The following is a 20,343-nucleotide window of genomic DNA, read 5'->3' on the forward strand; positions in this document are numbered from 1 at the left end:
GAGGGCCACCGAATGATCAAGCGGCTGTTGATAGCCAATCGCGGGGAGATCGCGATTCGCGTGGCGCGCACTGCGGCAGCCCTTGGGGTGGAAACGGTGGGCGTTTACACGGCCGATGACGCGACGTCCCTGCACGTCAAACATGCCGATAGGGTGCGCGCGCTGCCGCAGGCGGGCGTGGCCGGGTATCTGGACATCGATGCGTTGATCGCCATTGCCACCGACACGGGATGCGATGCGGTGCACCCCGGTTACGGATTGCTGAGCGAGCGCGCGGATTTTGCCGATGCCTGTGCGGCTGCCGGTCTGGTCTTTGTCGGTCCCGATGGCGCGACGTTGCGGCGGCAGGGGGACAAGGTGTCGGCCCGTACGCTGGCCGAAACGGCGGGCGTGCCGGTGTTGCGCGGTTCGGACCTGTTGGCGACGGCGGCGGACCTGCACGCGTTCTTTGACGCCCATGGCGGCGCGCCGCTGATGATCAAGGCGGTGAACGGCGGCGGCGGGCGCGGGATGCGTATCGTTCAGGCGGCAGAGGAGATCGACGCGGCCTTCGCGCAGGCGCGGGCCGAGACATTGGCCGCCTTTGGCGACGATCAGCTTTATGCGGAACGGTTCCTGCAATCGGTGCGCCATATCGAGGTGCAGATCGTCGGCGACGGTCAGGACGTCACCCATCTGTGGGAGCGCGATTGCACCGTTCAGCGGCGGCATCAGAAGGTGATCGAGCTTGCCCCCGCGCCGAACCTCTCCGATGCCACGCGCGACGGGCTGTTGAACGCGGCGGTCGCCATCGGGCGGGCCTGTGGTTATCGCGGGCTGGGCACGGTCGAGTTTCTGGTCGAGGCCGGTGGCGCGTTCCATTTCATCGAGACCAACCCGCGCATCCAGGTTGAACATACGATCACCGAGGAAATCACCGGTTTTGACCTGGTGGAAATCCAGTTGGGGCTGGCGTCGGGGCTGTCGCTGGCACAGGTGGGTCTGGGCGATGCACCCGCGCGTCCCCGGGGATTTGCCGTACAGGCGCGGATCAATGCCGAAACGCCGGACGGGCAGGGGGGCTTTACCCCCACGGGCGGGCGTCTGGAGACCTATGCCGCGCCTTCGGGACCGGGCGTGCGGATCGACAGCTATGCCTATGCGGGATACAGCACCAACCCAAGTTTCGATTCCATGCTGGCCAAGCTGGTGGTGCACGACACCTCGGGTGATCTGGGGCGGTTGTTTGCACGGGCCGAGCGGGCGCTGTCCGAGTTCCAGATTGACGGGGTCGGCACCAACATCGGGTTCTTGCGGTCCTTGCTGAAACGGCCCGCGATCACGGCGTGGGATGTGGACGTGCGCACGCTGGACACGCAGGCGCTGGACATGTCCGCCAGCGACGCAGGTCAGACGCGGTATTTCGAGGCGGAGGCCACCGAGGCCGCCTGCACCCATGACATCCCCGAGGGGGCCGAGGCGCTGCGCGCGCCGATGCAGGCGATGGTGCAGGCGGTGCAGGTGGCGGTGGGCGACCAGATTGCCAAGGGGCAGGTCGTGGCCGTGATCGAGGCGATGAAGATGCAGCACACGGTGCTGGCCGAGGCTGGTGGCACGGTGGTTGCGGTCTATACCGTAGCGGGCGAGACGGTGGCGTCGGGCGCGCCGGTTCTGGCCTTTGCCCCCGACGATACGCTGGACGAGATTGCCCGCGACGAGGCGGTTGCGGACCCGGATCATATCCGCCCCGATCTTCAGGCGCTGAACGACCGGCTGGCGCGCACGCTGGACGAAAACCGGCCCAAGGCGGTCGAACGTCGCCGCAGCCGCGACCAACGCACCACCCGCGAGATTGTCGCGGGCCTGTGCCAGGGCGGGGATTTTCATGAATACGGGCAACTGGTGCTGGCCGGGCAGCGGCGCAAGCTGGGGATTGATGCGCTGATTGACGTGTCGCCTGCGGATGGGATCGTCACGGGCGTGGGGGCGGTGAACGCCGACCGCTTTGCCGAGGATCGCAGTCAGGTGGCGTTGCTGGCCTATGATTCCACCGTGATGGCGGGGACGCAGGGGTATTTCGGTCACCTGAAAACCGACCGGATGATCGAGGTTGCCAAGGCGCGCGGGCTGGCCTCGGTGTTCTTTACCGAAGGGGGCGGCGGGCGGCCAAATGACGACGATTTCGCTGAAACCGTGCAATCGGGGCTGAAGGTCACCACATTCGCCGAATACGCCCGCCTGCGCGGCTGGGGGCCACGGATCACGGTCAGCTCGGGCTTTTGTTTCGCGGGCAACGCGGCGCTGTTTGGTGCGGGTGACATTCGCATCGCCACGCGCAACAGCTGGATCGGTCTGGCCGGTCCCGCGATGATCGAGGCGGGCGGGATCGGGGCATATCACCCCAAGGAGATCGGCCCCGCGCCGATGCACGCGGAAAACGGGTTGCTGGACATTCTGGCCGAGGATGACGACGCCGCCATTCAGGCCACGCGCGACGTGCTGTCCTATTTCCAGGGGCCGCTGGCCGATTGGGACGCGCCGGATCAACGTCTGTTGCGCCACATGATCCCCGAAAACCGCAAGCGGTCGTACCTGATCCGTCCGGTGATCGAGGGGCTGGCCGACACCGGCAGCTTTCTTGAACTGGGCGCGGAACATGCGCCGGGCATGGTCACCGGGTTCCTGCGGATCGAAGGCCGGCCGATGGGGGTGATCGCCAACAACCCGCAGCATCTGGGCGGGGCGCTGGATGCGGCGGCCTCGGCCAAGGGGGCGCGGTTCATCAACCTGTGCGGGCGGTTCGACCTGCCGGTGCTGTCCCTGTGCGACACGCCCGGCTTCATGGTCGGCCCTGAAAGCGAAACCCAAGGGGCGGTGGCCGCGGCCTGTGACCTGATTTCGGCGGGGGCCAACCTGGACGCGCCGATGTTCTTTGTCTGTTTGCGCAAGGGCTATGGCATCGGTGCACAGGCGATGGCGGCGGGCAGTCTGGGCGAGCCTGCGTTCTCGCTGGCGTGGCCCACGGGCGAGTTTGGCCCGATGGGGTTGGAGGGGGCTGTGCAGCTTGGCTATCGCAAGGAGCTTGAGGCCGAGACGGACCCGGACAAACGGACGGCGCTGTATGACCGGCTGGTCGCTGGACTGTACGAACGGGGCAGTGCGATGAACGTCGCCTCGACCCATGAAATCGACGCGGTGATTGATCCGGCGGACACGCGCGGGTGGATCGCCAAAGGCATGCGTATGGCGGCGCGGATGTGATGCGCGGCCCTGACAGATTTTCGAAAAGGATGACGGGATGACCCAAAACCAACAGATCGAAGAACACGTGGCAGACTTGCGCAAACGCCAGGCCGAAAGCTGGCCCAAGGGCGTGTCGCGCGACATCACCTATCGTCTGGGCAAGGTCCCGATGAGCCAGTACGTGCGCGCCGAAGCCAAGGCCCGACCGGACGCCGCGATGGTACATTACTATGGTCGCACGCTGAGCTGGGCCGAGATTGACGGCGCGTCGGACCGTTTCGCGGGTCTGTTGCAGGCCCATGGCGTCGCGGCAGGCGACCGGGTTGCGGTGATGTTGGGCAACTGTCCGCAGTTCCTGATCTGCTTTTGGGGGATCATGAAGCTGGGCGCGGTTCTGGTGCCGGTGAACCCGATGTTCAAGGGTGTCGAGCTGACCTATCAGCTGAATGACAGCGGTGCGGAAACGCTGGTGTTTCAGGACGATCTGGCGCCGCTGGTGGCGTCGGTGGTGGATGACACGCCGGTGCGGATGATGTGGGCCACGGGGGCGGCCGAAATGGCAGGCGACGGCGGTGCGGTGCCGCGCCCGGCGGGCATGGGCGATGCGCCAAAGGCCGCGGGTGTCGCGCGGCTGTTGGAGGCGCTGGACGCGGCCACGCCCTTTGCCGGACCGGATTGCACCGATCTGGATGCGGTGGCCGCGCTGAACTACACGGGCGGCACCACGGGGATGCCCAAGGGGTGCGTGCACACGCATGGCGACATGCTGTATACCGTCGCGTCCTATTGCGGCTGCGCGATGGGGGATGCAGGCCCGGACGACGTTGTGGTCAACTTTTTCCCGATGTTCTGGATCGCGGGCGAGGATCTGGGCGTGCTTGCGCCGGTCTATACCGGCGCTGCCGTCAGCATCCTGCACCGTTGGGATGCGGTGGGATGGATGGCGGCGGTGGCCGAGCATCGCGCCACCATCGTCACGCTGCTGGTCGACAACGCGGTCGAAGTCATGCGCCACCCGCGCGCCGGGGACTATGACCTGACATCGCTGCGCAACACGTCGGTCTGTTCCTTCGTCAAGAAACTGGGTGCGGCGTTCCGCGCGGAATGGCGTGCGCTGACCGACAGCGCGATGGTCGAGGCCGCCTATGGCATGACTGAAACCAACACCTGCGATACCTATACGGTGGGGCTGCAGGAGGACGACTATGACCTGCAGCAACAACCGGTGTTCGTGGGCCTGCCGGTGCCCGAAACCGATATCATCATCCGCGATTTTGAAACCGGCGCACTGAAAGAGATCGGCGAGACCGGCGAGATTTGCGTGCGCTCGCCCTCGGTCCTGAAATCCTATTGGAACAAGCCAGACGAGACCGCACACGCCCTGCGTGATGGCTGGCTGCACACCGGCGACATCGGAATGGTGAACGAACGCGGCTTTGTACACTACCTGGGGCGACGCAAGGAAATGCTGAAAGTGAACGGCATGCCGGTGTTCCCCGCCGAGATCGAGATGCTGCTGGGCCGCCACCCGGCGATCCTGGGGTCCGGTGTGATCGGGCGCAAGGACGAGGCCAAGGGCGAGGTGCCGGTGGCCTTTGTCCACATCGACCCGGAAAAGGCCGACGGCATCGACGCCGACAGCCTGCGCGCATGGTGCCGCGAGCAGATGGCGTCGTTCAAGGTGCCGGAGATCCGTTTGGTGGACGCCCTGCCGATGACGGCCACGGGCAAGGTCAAGAAAGAGGAATTGGCGGCGCTGCTGTAGCGCGCCGCCCAGGACGGACGCCGCAGCACAGGGAGGTGCGCGCGGCGGAAAAATACATGTAAATCGGGAGGATGACATGAAACATTTGAAACTGACGACACTGGCCGCCACGGCAGCCATCGCACTGGCCCCCATCGCACAGGCCGAAACGCTGCGCCACGCGGTCGGATCGGCCGGGGTCAGCGGGCTGATCGACGGCACCGAGGCCTGGGCCGACTATATCAAGGAGCAGACCGGCGGCGAGACCGAGATCAAGATCTATGCCGGGTCGCTGCTGAACTTTACCGAAACCTTCACCGGCCTGCGCGATGGCATCGCCGACAGCGGCTTTGTCGTACCGGCCTATCACCGCGCCGAGCTGCCCTATGCCAACCTGCTGAGCGACATGGGCACCGCCGGCGTTGATCCGGTTGCCATGGCCGGGGCTGCGAATGAATTCATGTTCACCTGTGCGCCCTGTCTGGCCGAGTTCAACAATGCGGGGCAGATTTTCCTGGGGAACACGGTCACCGGCCCATACTATATGTACAACCAGAAACCGGTGAAGGCGCTGGCCGATTTCGAGGGCATCAAGGTGCGCGGTTTTGGTCCCTTTGCCCGCTGGCTGGACGCGATGGGGGCATCGACCGTCAGCCTGGGGGCCACCGACATTTACGAGAGCATGAGCCAGGGCCATATCGATGGCAACGTGCACACGCTGGAAACGCTCGACACGCTGTCGACGGGTGAGGTGGCCGACTATGCCCTGAACCAGCCGATTGCGGTGTTCATCGGCAACACCATGTTCAACGTCAGCGCGATGACCTGGGCCGGGCTGAGCGACCAGACCAAGCGCGCGATGATTGACGGCGCGGCCATCGGCCACGCCATTGCAACCATCGACAGCGTCAACCAGGCCGAGGCGATCCTGGCCGATCCGCAGGCGCATGGTGTCGAACTGCTGGAGCCTGATGCGGACGTGAAGGAAAAATCCGAAGCCTTCCGCACCTCGGACATGGAAGCCGTTGTGACCCTGAACCGCGATGAATACGGCATTTCGGACGCCGAGGCACAGGTGGCACGGTTCCAGGAGCTGGTCGCCAAGTGGGACGCGCTGGTCAAGGACATCGACACCAGCGACCCCAAGGCCGTGGGTGATCTGTACCTGCGTGAAGTGTTCTCCAAGGTCGACCCGGCGTCGCTGGGTTAACCGCGCACCTGCCCCGTCGCACCGATCCGGGTGCGGCGGGACATCCCCGTTCTTTCCCGCCAGACCTGCGCCCAACGAAAGCTTTGCCGATGGCACATCTGATCCGTTTCGACCTTTTGCTGACCCGCATCGCCGCCGCGATTGCCGCTGTTGCGGTGATCCTGATGATGCTGACCGTCGCCTCTGACGCGTTTTCGCGACAGGTGTTCAACGCGCGTATTCCCTTTGTTTCGGTGATCGTGGCCAATTATTTCATGGTCGCCATCGCGTTCCTGCCGCTGGCCATGGCCGAAGCGCAGGACCGCAATATTTCGGTCGACCTGGTCTATGGCAACCTTGGACCGGGCGCGCAGCGGCTGGTCGGGTTGCTGGTGCATGTGCTGGCCTTTGCCACCTGCTGCGGGCTGACCTCGACCATGTGGGACGAGGCCATGCGCCGCTATGCCAGCGGATCGGTCGCGGTCGAGGACGGCGTGTCGATGGCGGTCTGGCAGGGGTATTTCCTGTTGCCCGCCGGGTTCGCGTTGTTGGCGATGACCTATTTGCTGCGCATCGTTCTGGGTCTGGTTGGCGCGCGGGAAGCGCGCGAACCGCTGATCCCCGACGTCTCGGAGATCGCAGGGGAGGGCGGCCAATGACGCCCGAAATCATCGGATTGCTGGGACTTGGCGTTCTGGCGCTGTTGCTGCTGTTGCGGATGCCGGTCGGCCTGTCGCTGATCTTGGTCAGCTTCAGCGGGATTTACATCCTGCTGGGGCCGCGTCCGGCCTGGGGGATTCTGACCAGCGTGCCCTATCAGTTTGCGGCGAAATGGACGTTGTCGTCGGTGCCAATGTTCCTGTTGATGGGCTATGTCTGTTATCACGGCGGCATGACAAAGGCGCTGTTTGCCGCAGCGCGGGCGTGGCTGGGTGCCTTGCCCGGCGGGCTGGCGATTGCGTCGGTGTTCGGGGCCGGCGGCTTTGCGGCGGTGACCGGATCGTCGGTGGCCTGTGCGGCGGCCATGGGCCGGATCGCGGTGCCCGAGATGACGCGCGCGGGGTATGATCCGGGGCTGGCGACAGGGTCGATTGCGGCGGCCGGCACGCTGGGTGCGCTGATCCCGCCGTCGATCCTGTTGATCCTGTTTGGCATCTTTGCGCAGGTTCCGATCGGCCAGTTGTTCCTGGGCGGCATCGGGGCAGGCGTGCTGACGGCGCTGGTCTATGCCGCGATGATCTATATCCGCGTGCGCCTCAATCCCGCGCTGGCCCCGGTGCGCGAGGACCCGGCCAGCTGGGGCGAACGCTTTGCCCATTTGCGGGGCATCTGGCCGGTGATCCTGCTGTTCGTGGTGGTGATCGGCGGCATGTTCGCGGGCCTGTTCACCGCGACCGAAGCGGGGGCCGTCGGTGCATTGGCGGCCTGCATCATCGCCTGGGCGGGTGGCGGGCTGACCCTGGCCACGTTGCGCCAGTCGGTGAATGAAACCATCGTGACCACCGCCGCCCTGTTCCTGATCGCCATCGGGGCCAACCTGCTGACGCGGTTCCTGGCGCTGTCCGGTTCGGGCGAGCTGATCACCCAGACGATCCTGACCTTTGGTGCGTCCGAGCTGGCGCTGATCATGGGGATTGCGCTGGTCTATATCATATTGGGCATGTTCCTGGACCCGATTGGCGCGATGCTGCTGACGTTGCCGGTGTTGCTGCCGGTGGTGGACGAGGCGGGGCTTTCGCTGATCTGGTTCGGGGTGTTCGTCGCAAAGTTCCTTGAGATCGGGATGATCACGCCGCCCGTTGGGCTGAACGTGTTCGTCATCAAGGGTGTCGTGGACCGGTCGATTTCGCTGGGTGTGATCTTTCGCGGGGTGATCTGGTTCCTGGTGGCCGATGCTGTGGTCGTGACGATCATGGTGGCCTTTCCGCAGGTGATCCTGTGGTTGCCGGGGTTGTCCTAGGCTGTCGGTTTCAATCTCGCGAAACCGCCGCTGCGCAGGGTGGATGCGCGGGGGCAGGGCCTGGCGTCCGCCTGTCGTAAACGGGAGGGGGGCGTCAGGTCTTGTGGATCGGTTCGGCGGTGAACACGCCACCCTGATAGACGCTTTGCGGGGCGTCGGCGGGCGGGCGCGGGGTGGCCTCGATCTCGACACGGAAGATTTCCGAGTTGTCCTTGGGCCGCCAGCCGATCAGCTTGGCGGTTTCGGTGTTCCACCAGCCCGCGTTGTTGTCGGACACGCCCCAGATGATCGGACAGCCCAGCATCGGCGCGCGGAACACGCATTCGATCAGGGAGACGAAATCGTCGGGCGACAGCCATGTGGACATCATCCGCCGGTCGCGGGGTTTGTCCAGACAGGAGCCGATGCGCACCAGCGCGGTCTCTTGCCCGAATTTCGAGTGATACATCGAGGCCATCGCTTCGCCAAAGCATTTGGACACGCCGTAAAGCCCGTCGGGTTTGACCGGATCAGTGACGCGCAGCACCTGATCCTGACGGTAATAGCCGATGGTGTGGTTCGACGTGGCAAAGAGGATACGGGGGTGGCCGTGGGCGCGTGCGGCCTCGTACAAGTTATAGACGCCGGTGATGTTGCCGCGCTGGATCTGGTCCCAGGACCGTTCGACGGAAATGCCGCCCAGATGCAGGATGCCGTCGCAGCCCTGCACCAGATCGTGCACAGCGGCCGCGTCGGCCAGATCGCAGGGCACGACCTCTTCGCCGTCCCCCGCCGGGTCCATGTCGGCGATGTCGGCCAGGCGCAGCACATCGGCCATGTGGCCCAGCCGCGCGCGGGCCAGTTTGCCAAGGGTTCCGGCGGCACCGGTGATCAACAGTCGTTTCATGAAAACCTCTTTCAAAGTGGTGTTTTGGGCAGCCGATGCGCGGGACAGGCCGACAAAGCCATGGGTAAAGTGTAAATTGATATGATGACTTTGCACAAGGTTTGACAAATTTCGCCTGATACCGCTTTAGTCGTCGCGTAAGGAGCCGCGCCATGGACGAAACCCCGCCGCAGAAATCGCCCCTCGTGCCAGAGCGTGCGCGCGGAAACCTTGTGGCTGCGGTCGTGGCAGCCCTGCGCGAGCAGATTGTCGGAGGGCGGTTTGCAGTCGGGGAAAAGCTGCCGTCCGAGGCGCGTTTGACCGAGGCGTTTTCGGTGTCACGCACGGTGATCCGCGAGGCAATTGCCACGCTGCGCGCCGATGGTCTGGTCGAGCCGCGCCAGGGGGCAGGGGTGTTCGTCCTGGCCCCGGCAGAGCCTGAGGTGCGCCCGTTCCAGGTGGTGGATGTCGACAAGATTTCCTCGATCATCGAAGTGCTTGAACTGCGCACGGCGGTCGAGATCGAGGCGGCGGCGCTGGCTGCAACACGGCGGTCACCTGCGCAGGAAGACGAGATCTATCAGGCCGAGGCCGAGGTGCGCGCGCTGGCGCAGGAAGGCCAGCCTACGGCGCAGGCGGATTTCCGGTTTCACCGCGCCGTGGCGCTGGCGGCGAACAACCCGCGCTTTGTCGAATTTCTGGACATGATGGGCGAGGCATCGATCCCGCGGTCGCGTCTGGAAGGGGCGGGCGGACAGCACAGCACGGACAGCTACATCGCGCTGATTTCAGCCGAACACCGCGCGATTGCCAACGCCATTGCACAGGCCAATGCAGACGACGCGCGTGCCGCGATGCGCCATCATCTGATGGGCAGCCAGCAGCGGTATCGCAGTCTTTTGCGCGGCCCTGCCGAATAGATCATACAAGTTGTTGACAGATGTATGACAAGTTGGCTACCCCTTGGCCAACCCATGCAATCGGAGCATCCCATGAACCCGCTTGATCTGAAAACGTCCCTTGGTTCGGGGCTGTTGTCTTTCCCTGTGACCCCCTTTGGTGCGGATGGTGCGTTCAACCGCCCTGTCTACGAGGACCACATCAACTGGCTTTCGCAATACCCGGCGGCCACGTTGTTCGCGGCGGGTGGCACGGGCGAGTTCTTTTCGCTGAAACCTTCGGAAATCCCGCAGATCGTAACCGCGGCCAAGGCGGCGGCGGGGTCGATCCCGATCGTGGCGGGCTGTGGCTATGGCACCGAGATCGCGGTGGAGATTGCGCAGGCGGCGGAAAAGGCCGGGGCCGATGGCATCCTGCTGATCCCGCATTACCTGATCGACGCACCGCAGGACGGGCTGTACGCTCACGTCAAACGGGTCTGCCAGTCGGTCGGGATTGGCGTGATGGTCTACAACCGCGACAATTCGATCCTGCACCCGGACACGCTGGCGCGGCTGTGCGACGATTGTCCCAACCTGATCGGGTTCAAGGACGGGTCGGGCGACATCGGTCTGGTGCGTCAGGTCACGGCCAAGATGGGCGACCGGCTGATGTACCTGGGCGGGATGCCCACCGCCGAACTGTTCGCCGAGGCCTATCTGGGCGCAGGTTTCACCACCTATTCGTCTGCTGTGTTCAACTTTGTCCCCGGTCTGGCGATTGAATTCTACGACGCCCTGCGCGCCGGAAACCGCGACCGGTGCACGACCATTCTGAACGATTTCTTCTATCCGTTCATGGCCATTCGCAACCGCTGCAAAGGTTACGCCGTGTCCGCCATCAAGGCCGGTGTGCGCCTGCAAGGGTTTGACGCAGGGCCGGTGCGGTCACCGTTGACCGACCTGACCGATGACGAGATGCAGATGCTGGACAGGCTGATCGGGTCACACAAACGCTGAACTAGCCTTGCGTGCCGGTCAGGCGCGCGCGCAGGGTCAGGCGCACCTCTTCGGGCAGGCCAATCGACTGTAGATAGCTGCGGAATGTCCCGTATTTCGCGCGGATCGCGTCCATCGTCGCGGCCAGCGTCTCGGCCGGGCTTTCCAACATGCGGGCATAGCGTTCGGTGTCGCCACCGCGCGCGCGGGAGATGTCCAGGAATTCGGCCACCAGATCGGGGATAAACTCGGCGGTCAGCGCATAGTCGGCGATGATCTGTTCGCGGCGCACACCCGCAATGCCCAACAGCAGCGCCGCGATGATGCCGGTGCGGTCCTTGCCTGCGGTGCAGTTGAACAACACGGCACCGTCGTCGATCTGGGCCATCTCGGTCAGGATTTCGCAGATCGCATCGCCGCGTGTTTCCAGTGCGGTCATGTAAAAGGTGAACAGCGGATGGTCGCCCTCTTGCGCGGCATCCGACATGGATTGCGGCGACAGGTCGTCAAACAGCGGCAGGTTCAGATATCGCACATCCGGATAGGCGGCAAAGGGGTTGGGGGCGGTTGCCACCTCGGCGCTGGTGCGCAGGTCGATGACGGCGCGCAGACCCTCGTCATGCAGGCGGGTGATTTCCTGCGGGGCGATGCGGTGCAGGCTGTCCGACCGCAGGAACCGCCGCCACGGGATCGGCGTGCCTGCACGTGTCTGGTATCCGCCGAGGTCGCGGATGTTAAAGGCGCCCTCGACGGGCAGGTGCCGTTTGCCGCCGCTCATGTGAAGGCCAGCAGGCGCGCGCGGTCGATCACGCCCAGTTCGCGCGCTTCGGGTGTCAGGGGGACAAAGCTGACGGTCAGCCCGCTGTCACGCCAGTCGCAGATGCCTAATGCGCGGCCTTCGATCAGGCGCAGGTCGCGGGTTTCCAGCAGGTCGACGGTGGAATTCAGCCCCATCGAGACCACGATGGGAATGCCGTGCCACTGGGTGACCTGATTGATGTGGATGTGCCCCGACAGGATCGCCGCCACGCGATGCCCGTGCAGCATATCGGCCAGCCGGTTGGTGCTGTCCATGTCGATGCTGCCCCATGGCAGGCCCGCGTCATCAATGCGCGGCGGGTGGTGCATGACGATCAGCTTTGGCAGCTCTGCGTGACGGGTCAGCGGCTGTGCCAGATAGTCGAACTGTGCATCGCAAATGGTGCCCGCCACATGGCCCGGCACCATGGTGTCCAGCGTGATCACATGCAGGCCCGCGTGCACGGCATCGTGGAAATAGGGCGCGTCGGATGTCGCGCCGTCAAACACCTGATGAAACCCTTCGCGCTTGTCATGGTTTCCCAGCGCCAGCACCAGCGGCGCGGCCAGCGGGGACAGGATGTCCTTGATCAGCTCATAGCTGGCCGGATCGCCCATGTTGGTCAGATCGCCGCTGGCCACGACGAAATCGGGCTGGCGGTCCATGGCGTTGATGATCCCAACCACCTGTTCCAGCATCGCGGCGTTTCCGGCCACGTTTGCCGACGGATCGCCCGCGTCGGGGTGCGATACGTGGATGTCTGTCAGGTGGATAAAGCGCGTCATGTGGAAACTCCTGCGGCCTTGAGCAAGGTTTGGGTATAAGCATGGGCCGGACTGCGCAAGACCTGCGCGGCGGGGCCGGATTCCAGCGGCTTGCCGTGCTGCATGACAAGGATGTGGTCGCAGATCGACGCCACAACGGCCAGATCGTGGCTGATGAACAGGATGCCCAGCCCCAGATCGTCCTGAAGGTCCATCAACAGGTTCAGGATCTGCGCCTGCACCGACACGTCCAGCGCCGAAACGGCCTCGTCCGCGACCAGCAGGGCGGGGCGGGTGACGATGGCGCGGGCGATGGCGATGCGCTGGCGTTGGCCGCCGGAAAACTCGTGCGGGTATTTGTCTGCATCGCGGGCGGGCAGGCCGACCTGTTCCAGCGCCTCGGCGGTGCGGCGGGCGGTGTCGGTATCGGCGCCAATCGCGCGCATGGGTTCGGCAATCGACCAACCCACGGTGCGGCGCGGGTCCAGCGAGCCGAAGGGGTCCTGAAACACCATCTGGAATTTCTGGCGTTGCAGGCGCAATTCGTAAGGCGACAGGGCGTGCAGGTTCTGCCCCTGAAACAGCACCTCGCCCGCGTCCGGTGTCTCGAACGCCATGACCATGCGGGCGATGGTCGACTTGCCCGAGCCGGATTCCCCCACCACGCCCAGCGTTTCGCCCGCGCGGATGGTGAAACTGGTGTTGTCCACCGCCGTCAGCACCGGGGCCGGGTGCAGCAGCGACGTGCGCGGCAGGCGGTAGCGGCGGGTCAGGTTGCGGGCGTCCAGCAGCGGGGCGGTCATGGCGTGGCCCCCAGCAGGTGACAGGCGGCAGAGCGGTCCGCGTCCAAAGCGTGGTCCGTGGGGCGCGTGCCCGCGCACTGCGGCAGCTCGACACTGCACCGGCCCGAAAAGCGGCAGCCTTGGGGCAGGGCGGCCAGTGGGGGCACGGTGCCCGGCAGGGTCGGCAGGCGGCGGCGTTTGCCGGTCGCGTCACGCGGCGGGACGGTGGGGTCGGGACGCGCGGCCAGCAGTCCTTGCGTATAGGGATGCGCGGGGGCCGACAGCACCTGCGCGGTCGGGCCACGTTCGATCATGTCGCCGCCGTACATCACCACGATGTCCTTGGTGGTGCGCGCCACCGCCGCCAGATCATGGGTGATGAACACCAGCGCCATGCCGCGTTCCTGCGCCAGCCGCACCAGCAGATCGGTGATCCGAAGCGCCACGTTCGCGTCCAGCGCTGTCGTCGGTTCATCCGCGATCAGCAGCGCAGGGTTGCACGCCAGTGCCAGCGCGATCAGCACCCGCTGACGTTGGCCGCCGCTTAGCTCGTGCGGGAACATGCGCAGGCGCGCGGCGGGGTCGGGAATGCCGACCTCCTCCAACAAAGCCAGCACGCGGGCCTGCGCCTGTGCGCGGCTCAGCCCCTCGTGCACGATCAGCGGTTCCATCACCGTGTCGCCTATGCGGCGCAGCGGGTTCAGCGCGCTCATCGGTTCCTGAAAGATCATCGCAACCCGCCGCGCGCGCATCTGCTGCCATGTGGCTTCGGTCGCGTGGGTCATGTCGTGGCCGTCGATGGTCAGCCGTCCGCTGATTGTTGCCGCGTCAGGGGCCATGCCCATCAGGGCCAGCGCCAGCATGGTCTTGCCCGACCCGCTTTCACCGACAATGCCCAGCCGGTCACCCTGACGGATGTCCAGCGTGGCCCGGCGCAGGGCGGTGGCGGTGCCAAAGCTGACGGAGAAATCGGCAAGCTGGAACATCTAACGCTCCCTCGACAGGCGGGGGTCGGACATATCGCGCAGCCCGTCGCCCAGCAGGCCAAAGCCGACAACCGCCACGACGATGCACAGCCCCGGATAGATCGCCAGTTGCGGCGCAAGATACATCAGCGTCTGCGCCTCGGACAGCAGGCGGCCCCAACTGGACGCGGGCGGTTGCGCGCCAAGGCCAAGGTAGGACAGCGCCGCCTCGGCCAGGATGGCGACGGCGAATTCAATGGTCGCCTGCACGATGATCGCGGCGGCGATGTTGGGCAGGATGTGGTCGCGGCTGATGGCAAAGCGGTTCATGCCCGCCGCGCGGGCCGCCAGCACATAGTCCAGCGTCCAGACCTGGTTGGCCGCGCCGCGCGTCACACGGGCAAAGACCGGAATGTTGATAAACGCAATCGCCAGCACCGCGTTCGTCAGCGACGGGCCAAAGACCGCCGCCAGCATGATCGCAAACAGCAGCGCCGGAAAGGCAAAGCCAAGATCGGCCAGCCGCATCACCCCGTCTTCGACCCAGCCGCCGATGGCCGAGGCCAGCAGCCCCAGCGCCACGCCGACCGACCCGCCCAGCAGCACCGCCACCAGCGCCACCGCCATCGAATTGCGCGCGCCCGCCATCAGTTGCGAGACCACATCGCGGCCCAGCTGGTCGGTGCCCAGCCAGTGGGTGGCCGAGGGGGGCGCGAACTTGTTCGAAATCGTCATCAGCGTCGCGTCATGCGGGGTCCACACCAACGAAAGTGCTGCGGTGCCGACGACCAGCGCCACCAGCACCGCGCCAAGGATGAAATTGACAGGCAAACGGCGGGTCATGTGCGGGCCTTCAGGCGCGGGTCGATCACCACGTACAGCAGATCAACCACGAAATTGGCCGTCACCACGATGGCGGCAAACAGCATCACCAGCGCCTGCACCGTCGGCAGGTCGCGGTTGGAAATCGACTGGAATATCAGCCGCCCCAGCCCGGGCAGGTAGAACACGTTTTCAATCACGATGGTGCCGGTCACCAGCGCCGCGAACTGCATTCCCACGATGGTCACGATCGGCACCAGCGCGTTCGGCAGCACGTGCCGCCACAACACCCGCCGCCGCGACAGCCCCGAGGCGCGGGCGGTGCGCACAAAATCCTGCCGCATGACTTCAAGCGCCGATGACCGCGTGACCCGCGCCAGCACCGCCGACTGCACCACGCCCAGGGCAATGGTCGGCAACACCAGCGAACGCATCGCCGCCACCGGATCGGACCAGCCCGCGAAGCCGCCGGGCGGCAGCCAGCGCAGTTTGACCGCGAACAGCAACACCAGCAGCATCGACAGCCAGAACGCAGGCACCGCGATCCCGATCTGCGAGATGAACATCACCCCCCAGTCGCCCACCTTGCGGTGCCGCGCCGCAGCACCGATGCCCAGGCTCAGCGCGATCACCAGCGTAAAGATCATGCCCGCCACCGCCAGCGACACGGTCATCGGCAGCCGTTCCGCGATCAGCTCGGACACCGGCACGCGGAAGGAATGGCTGATGCCGAAATCACCCTGCAGGGCGTTCCAGATCCACGAGACATAGCGCGCCAGCACCGGCTGGTTCAGCCCCAGCTGTTCGCGCAACGCGGCCAGCGCGTCGTCGGTCGCGTCCAGCCCCAGGATGGTCAGCGCCGGATCACCCGGCAGGATGTTCATCACTGCAAAGACAACCGCCGACACCACAAACAGTGTCGCCACGAAACCGGCGGTCCGGCGAAAGATGAAATACCACATCCGTTTGATCCGGCAGCAGGGTCCGAAACCCTGCCGCCGATCCTTGTCAGCCTGGGTTCGTCACACCCTTGAGCGGCATGTACAGGACGGGGGCCGAGGACCAGTAGCCTTCGACGCTGGTCTTGAAGACGCCCAGCAGCGGCAACTGGAACAGGAACACGTGCACCGACTGGTCGGTCAGAAAGCGTTGACCTTCCTGCAGCAGTTCATCGCGCCGGGTGGGATCGGTTTCGGTTTCGATCCGGCCCCACAGGTCGTTGAAGGTGGCGTCATCGTAGCCGTAGAAATAATCCGGCCCCCGCGCAAAGTTGCCCATGTCGTTGGGCGACGTGTGCGCGATGATTGTCATGTCATAGTTCTTTTTCTTGTAGATCTCGTCGATCCAGAAGCCCCATTCGACGTTCTCGACCTTGGCGTCGATGCCGGCCGCGGCCAGTTCCGACTGAATGATTTCAGCCGACCGTGTGGCATAGGGGAAGGGCGGCACGCGCAGGGTCATGGTGGTGCCTTCGACGCCCGCGTCCGTGAACATCTGCTTGGCCTTGGCCGTGTCGTGCGGATAGGCGTCGGTCAGGTCGACATAGGCGGTGCCGTGCGGTGGGTAAAAGCTGCCGATGGGCACGGCCTGGCCGTACATCGCGCCTTCGATGATCTCGTCGCGGTTCACGGCGGTGGCCACGGCGCGGCGCACCTCGATGTTGTCGAAGGGCGGTTTCGAGTTGTTCATGGCCAGGATGACCTCGCCCTCGGTCGAACCGATGTTCACGCGAAAGCGCGGGTCGGCTTCGAACTGGGTCAGCAGCTCGGGCGCGGGAAAGCCGGGGAAGGCGTCCAGCTCTTCGGCCATCATCGCGGCAGTGGCCGCCGACGGGTCCGAGATAAAGCGGAACTCGACCTTGTCCAGTGCCACGTTCGCGGCGTCGCGGTGGTCGGGGTTTTTCACCAGCGTCAGGCGGTCGCCCCGGGTCCAGCTGTCAAATTTGAACGGACCGGTGCCCACGGGGTTGGTGTTGTTGGTGTCCACCGATTCAGAGGCCACGATGGCGCTGTCGCCCTGACCCATGTTGAACAGGAAAAACGCATCCTTGCGCGACAGTTTGATTTCAACGGTGTGCGGGTCGATGGCGGTGACGCTTTCGATCGGCTTGAAAATCGACTTGGACGGGTTCACGCTGTCTTCGGCCATGGCGCGGTTGAACGAGAAGACCACGTCGTCGGCGTCAAAGGCGGTGCCGTCGTGGAATGTCACGTCCTGGGCCAGCTGGAACGTATAGGTCAGCCCGTCGTCCGAAATTTTCCAGCCCGTGGCCAGGTTCGGTTGAACCTCGCCGTTCTCGGCAACGGTGGTCAGCGCCTCGAACACGTTCATGGTCATCATGCCGTCAATAGACGCGGTGGCATCGGCGGTGGGGTCCAGCGTGGTCGGTTCCTGTTGCAGGCCGATGATGATTTGGTCGGCGGCGGCGGCCAGTGGTGACAAGCCCATTCCCAGCGCGACAGTGGTTGCGGCGAAAATTCTTGAAAATTCAGACATTAGGACCCCCAGGTTCCATGGCAGATACGGGTGGCCAACCGCCTCCCTTGTGCGCATCAGTCTGCGCAGGCGCACGGGGATGGTCAATGCAATTACGGCAGAGACAAAAAAACTTCATAGTTCCGCTTGCGGGCGTTTGTTGCGCGGGGCCGTGTCTGGTGCGGAGGATCTTTGCAAGATTTCGTCAGTATGGCTTGAGCGCGCTGTCGGTCGGCCTAATTCACGAGGATGAAATATTGTATCATCTTCGCCCTGTGCCTGCTGAGCGCCTGTGGACGCGGCGTGCCGCAGGATGCACGCATCGTTGTGGCGGGGGATTCCGTCATGGCTTGGAACCGGACCGCAGGCGGGTCTGTCGCTGATGGCTTGCGCGCGGGTCTGGGCGCACCTGTCGGCGATGTTTCCCTGCCCTCTGCGCGTATCATCGGCGGCATCGGGCCGTTGAACATTCCGGCACAGCTGGAGGGGGTGCGGTCCGAGTGGGTGATCCTGAACGGCGGCGCCAACGACCTGAGCGCGAATTGCAGCTGCTCTGACTGCGGGGCGGTTCTGGATCGGTTGATTTCCGAAAACGGGACCCAAGGTGCGATCCCTGCGTTGGTGGCCGATCTGCGGGCGCGCGGGTCAAAGGTGATATGGGCGGATTACTACACCGCGCCGCGCTATGCGGGCACCGCGTGTGAACAGCCCTATCAGGTGCTGGAGGACCGGCTGCGGCGGATGGCCGGATCTGATGCCGGGGTGACGCTGGCGGATATGGATGACGTGTTCCGGGCCGACGACCTGTCCCTGTTCGCTTCGGACCGTCTGCACCCGTCGCCAAAAGGATCGGCGCGCATTGCCGGACTGATCGCGCCATTGCTGGCGCGTTGAACAGTCTTCGCAACGGGTGGCAGCAGGCCGCCTTTAGTCGAGCGATGCGATTTTGGGCTGGTTTTCGACGGGATAGATGAACCCGTGGGTCGGATAGGTCGATCCAAGGTTGCCGGGGGTGCTTTCGAGGCGCACGGCGGTCCAGTCATTTCCCTTGGACACGTCAACCGCAACCATTTTCATCGTGACCCTGTTTTTCTCCCAGTTGGCATGATCCACCTGGATCATCCTGTCCGAGAGAATTTGCGAAACCACCGCCACGTGTCCCATGGGATTTTTGCTGGTTGACCGGAATGCCAGAACCGAGCCGGGGGCCGGGGCGTTGCCGCGCGGGTAGAGGCCCTTGGCCTTGTCCCACCACAGGTTCGCATTTCCGTAAATTTCAATGCCGCTCAGATCGCGGGCGAATGGGACGCACCACACGCGCGCGCCGCGTTCGTGCTTGGCCTCGACCTCCATCAGCGCCAGCGTCAAACGGTTCTGATCGATCCCGCTGTGCGTAACTTCAGGTTTCTGGGCGCAGGCTGAGACCAGCATGCCCAAGGCCAGAAAAGCCCAGGGAAGTTTGCGCGCGTTGTTGGTTCGTAACATGATTTTGACTGCCCGTGTTTTTTGGACAGTCAGTATCGGTGACCGACGATTCTGGCAAATGGCATGGGCGGGAATTCGCGCGCGCGATAAAGTCTATCAATAACAGTGCCTTATGTGAGTTTTGGCGGCGATCTGCCCGCCAGTCCGGTACGGCACGACGGCCCGTGAAAGCGCAGGACCGGAATCACGGTCGCGATATGCGCGGGGTCAAAGGGAGTGATCCGCGTTTTCCGGCGAGCGCGGCCGCGCGCCTCAAGGGGTGGCCGGACGTCATTTGAGGCATAGTCGTCAGAATCTTGATTGACGTACCTCAAGAATTCTCCGATCCTTGGGCAACTGGGGGGGAATCGAGATGAGCGGGCCAACGGTACGCGATGTCGCTGAGGTGGCGCAGGTAAGCCTTGCGACCGTGGACCGCGTTCTGAACAATCGCGGCGGCGTGTCGGCCAAGGTCGTGGAGCGCGTCAAGGCGGCTGTTGTCCAGACCGGCTATGTCCGCAATCTGGCCGCTGCCAACCTGTCGCGCCGCCGCATCTATCGGTTCTGTTTTGTCGTGCCGACCGGCGACACCGGCTTTGTGGCCTTGCTGCACGCGGCGCTGGCGCAGGAGCAGCATCGGCTGAGAGAGGAACAGGTGGTCGTCCAGATCGTCCCGACCCGCCCCTTTGACGTCGAGGACCAGATCGCGGCGTTGCGCAATCTGGACTGTGACGCGGTTGCGGTGATGGTCAGCGAGGCCCCCGAGATCAACGAGGAGATCGCCGCGCTGCTTGCCGCAGGCGTCCGGGTTGTCAGCTTGGTCGCGGACCTGCCCAGTTCGGGGCGGGACGCCTATGTCGGCCCCGACAACGTCATGGCAGGGCGCACCGCGGCCGAGTTCATGGGGCGGTTCATCAAGGACACGGGTAACATCCTGATGATTGCGGGATCGCTGGCCGCGCGGGACCACAGCGAGCGTTTGCTGGGGTTCCAGATGGTCATGCAAGAACGATACGACGGCTGCACCTTGTTGCCCGCGGCGCAGGGCGCTGATGACGCCGCCCGGGTTGAGCAGATTGTCATGGACACCGCCCGCGACCGGCCGATTGCAGGGATCTATGCCATCGGGGCGGGCAATCGCGGGCTGGTGCGCGCGGTCGGCACGCTGAACCCCAAGCCCGTGACCATCGTGCACGAACTGACCCAGGTTTCGCGCGAGGCGCTGCGCACGGGCACCTTTGATCTGGTGATTGATCAGGACATTCGCGCGGGCGTCATTGCCGCCGTCGGGGTCATGCGTGACCTGACGGATTCCATCACACCCCCTGCCGATGCCGGCAGGATCAAATTGAACATCTACAGTCGTGAGAACATACAGTGAGCCAATATTTCGCAGACATCGCCCCGGTGACATT

General features: G+C 64.6%; 18 protein-coding genes. 9 read left to right on the forward strand and 9 right to left on the reverse strand.

Annotated elements, in window-relative coordinates; genetic code table 11:
- Nucleotides 1-12: 12 nt before the first annotated feature.
- The 5 genes from BUC08_RS17685 (at nt 13) to BUC08_RS17705 (ending at nt 8,115) form a co-directional block, all read left to right on the forward strand.
- Nucleotides 13-3,240, forward strand: coding sequence for a carboxyl transferase domain-containing protein (locus BUC08_RS17685; RefSeq protein WP_037927204.1), 3,228 nt, complete (start codon nt 13-15; stop codon nt 3,238-3,240).
- Nucleotides 3,241-3,277: 37 nt separating this feature from the next.
- Nucleotides 3,278-4,987, forward strand: a complete 1,710-nt coding sequence (locus tag BUC08_RS17690) for an AMP-binding protein (protein WP_037927201.1) — start codon at nt 3,278-3,280, stop codon at nt 4,985-4,987.
- A gap of 76 nt (nt 4,988-5,063) precedes the next feature.
- Nucleotides 5,064-6,176 (forward strand): C4-dicarboxylate TRAP transporter substrate-binding protein, encoded by a 1,113-nt coding sequence (locus tag BUC08_RS17695; protein ID WP_037927198.1) that lies wholly within the window; start codon nt 5,064-5,066, stop codon nt 6,174-6,176.
- An 89-nt stretch (nt 6,177-6,265) separates the two neighbouring features.
- On the forward strand, nt 6,266-6,814 hold the full coding sequence (locus tag BUC08_RS17700; protein WP_037927197.1) for a TRAP transporter small permease subunit: 549 nt from the start codon (nt 6,266-6,268) through the stop codon (nt 6,812-6,814).
- Nucleotides 6,811-8,115: a TRAP transporter large permease gene (locus tag BUC08_RS17705; RefSeq protein WP_037927194.1), complete on the forward strand. Its 1,305-nt coding sequence runs from the start codon at nt 6,811-6,813 to the stop codon at nt 8,113-8,115. Before BUC08_RS17700 ends, BUC08_RS17705 begins: the two co-directional genes overlap by 4 nt.
- Nucleotides 8,116-8,209: 94 nt before the next feature.
- On the opposite strand, the gene BUC08_RS17710 is transcribed toward BUC08_RS17705, so the two are convergent.
- A complete protein-coding gene (locus BUC08_RS17710; protein ID WP_037927191.1) occupies nt 8,210-9,001 on the reverse strand; it encodes an NAD-dependent epimerase/dehydratase family protein in 792 nt (263 codons plus the stop codon).
- A 152-nt stretch (nt 9,002-9,153) separates the two neighbouring features.
- Here BUC08_RS17710 and BUC08_RS17715 point away from each other — a divergent pair, with 152 nt between their 5' ends.
- Together BUC08_RS17715 and kdgD are read left to right on the forward strand one after the other, a co-directional pair.
- Complete coding sequence (locus BUC08_RS17715; protein ID WP_051694420.1) at nt 9,154-9,900, forward strand: FadR/GntR family transcriptional regulator; 747 nt, start codon at nt 9,154-9,156, stop codon at nt 9,898-9,900.
- Nucleotides 9,901-9,972: 72 nt separating this feature from the next.
- A complete protein-coding gene (gene kdgD / locus BUC08_RS17720) occupies nt 9,973-10,878 on the forward strand; it encodes a 5-dehydro-4-deoxyglucarate dehydratase (protein ID WP_037927641.1) in 906 nt (301 codons plus the stop codon).
- A gap of 1 nt (nt 10,879) precedes the next feature.
- On the opposite strand, the gene BUC08_RS17725 is transcribed toward kdgD, so the two are convergent.
- From BUC08_RS17725 to BUC08_RS17755, 7 genes are read right to left on the reverse strand one after another with little or no spacing between them, the layout of a single operon-like run.
- Nucleotides 10,880-11,635 carry a tyrosine-protein phosphatase gene (locus tag BUC08_RS17725; RefSeq protein WP_037927185.1) on the reverse strand — a complete coding sequence of 252 codons (756 nt, stop codon included), beginning with the start codon at nt 11,633-11,635 and terminating at the stop codon, nt 10,880-10,882.
- On the reverse strand, nt 11,632-12,441 hold the full coding sequence (locus tag BUC08_RS17730) for a metallophosphoesterase family protein (RefSeq protein WP_037927182.1): 810 nt from the start codon (nt 12,439-12,441) through the stop codon (nt 11,632-11,634). Before BUC08_RS17730 ends, BUC08_RS17725 begins: the two co-directional genes overlap by 4 nt.
- Nucleotides 12,438-13,223 carry an ATP-binding cassette domain-containing protein gene (locus BUC08_RS17735; protein WP_037927180.1) on the reverse strand — a complete coding sequence of 262 codons (786 nt, stop codon included), beginning with the start codon at nt 13,221-13,223 and terminating at the stop codon, nt 12,438-12,440. Before BUC08_RS17735 ends, BUC08_RS17730 begins: the two co-directional genes overlap by 4 nt.
- Nucleotides 13,220-14,188, reverse strand: coding sequence for an ABC transporter ATP-binding protein (locus BUC08_RS17740; protein ID WP_037927177.1), 969 nt, complete (start codon nt 14,186-14,188; stop codon nt 13,220-13,222). The genes BUC08_RS17735 and BUC08_RS17740 overlap by 4 nt, the downstream gene beginning before the upstream one ends.
- Complete coding sequence (locus tag BUC08_RS17745; protein ID WP_037927174.1) at nt 14,189-15,010, reverse strand: ABC transporter permease; 822 nt, start codon at nt 15,008-15,010, stop codon at nt 14,189-14,191. It abuts the gene before it with no gap.
- Nucleotides 15,007-15,951: an ABC transporter permease gene (locus BUC08_RS17750; RefSeq protein WP_037927172.1), complete on the reverse strand. Its 945-nt coding sequence runs from the start codon at nt 15,949-15,951 to the stop codon at nt 15,007-15,009. The genes BUC08_RS17745 and BUC08_RS17750 overlap by 4 nt, the downstream gene beginning before the upstream one ends.
- 46 nt (nt 15,952-15,997) lie before the next feature.
- Nucleotides 15,998-17,485 (reverse strand): ABC transporter substrate-binding protein, encoded by a 1,488-nt coding sequence (locus BUC08_RS17755; RefSeq protein WP_037927169.1) that lies wholly within the window; start codon nt 17,483-17,485, stop codon nt 15,998-16,000.
- 228 nt (nt 17,486-17,713) lie between these two features.
- Between BUC08_RS17755 and BUC08_RS17760 the strand changes: the two genes are divergently transcribed.
- Complete coding sequence (locus BUC08_RS17760) at nt 17,714-18,358, forward strand: SGNH/GDSL hydrolase family protein (RefSeq protein ID WP_037927166.1); 645 nt, start codon at nt 17,714-17,716, stop codon at nt 18,356-18,358.
- 33 nt (nt 18,359-18,391) lie between these two features.
- On the opposite strand, the gene BUC08_RS17765 is transcribed toward BUC08_RS17760, so the two are convergent.
- The gene (locus BUC08_RS17765; protein ID WP_073194328.1) at nt 18,392-18,949 is read right to left on the reverse strand and encodes a CHAP domain-containing protein; all 558 of its coding nucleotides are present in this window, start codon (nt 18,947-18,949) and stop codon (nt 18,392-18,394) included.
- Between the two features lie 352 nt (nt 18,950-19,301).
- On the opposite strand from BUC08_RS17765, the gene BUC08_RS17770 reads away from it, so the two are divergent.
- Nucleotides 19,302-20,309, forward strand: coding sequence for a LacI family DNA-binding transcriptional regulator (locus tag BUC08_RS17770; protein WP_037927163.1), 1,008 nt, complete (start codon nt 19,302-19,304; stop codon nt 20,307-20,309).
- Nucleotides 20,310-20,343: the final 34 nt, after the last annotated feature.

The sequence above is a fragment of the Pseudosulfitobacter pseudonitzschiae genome (assembly GCF_900129395.1).
Classification (GTDB): domain Bacteria; phylum Pseudomonadota; class Alphaproteobacteria; order Rhodobacterales; family Rhodobacteraceae; genus Pseudosulfitobacter; species Pseudosulfitobacter pseudonitzschiae.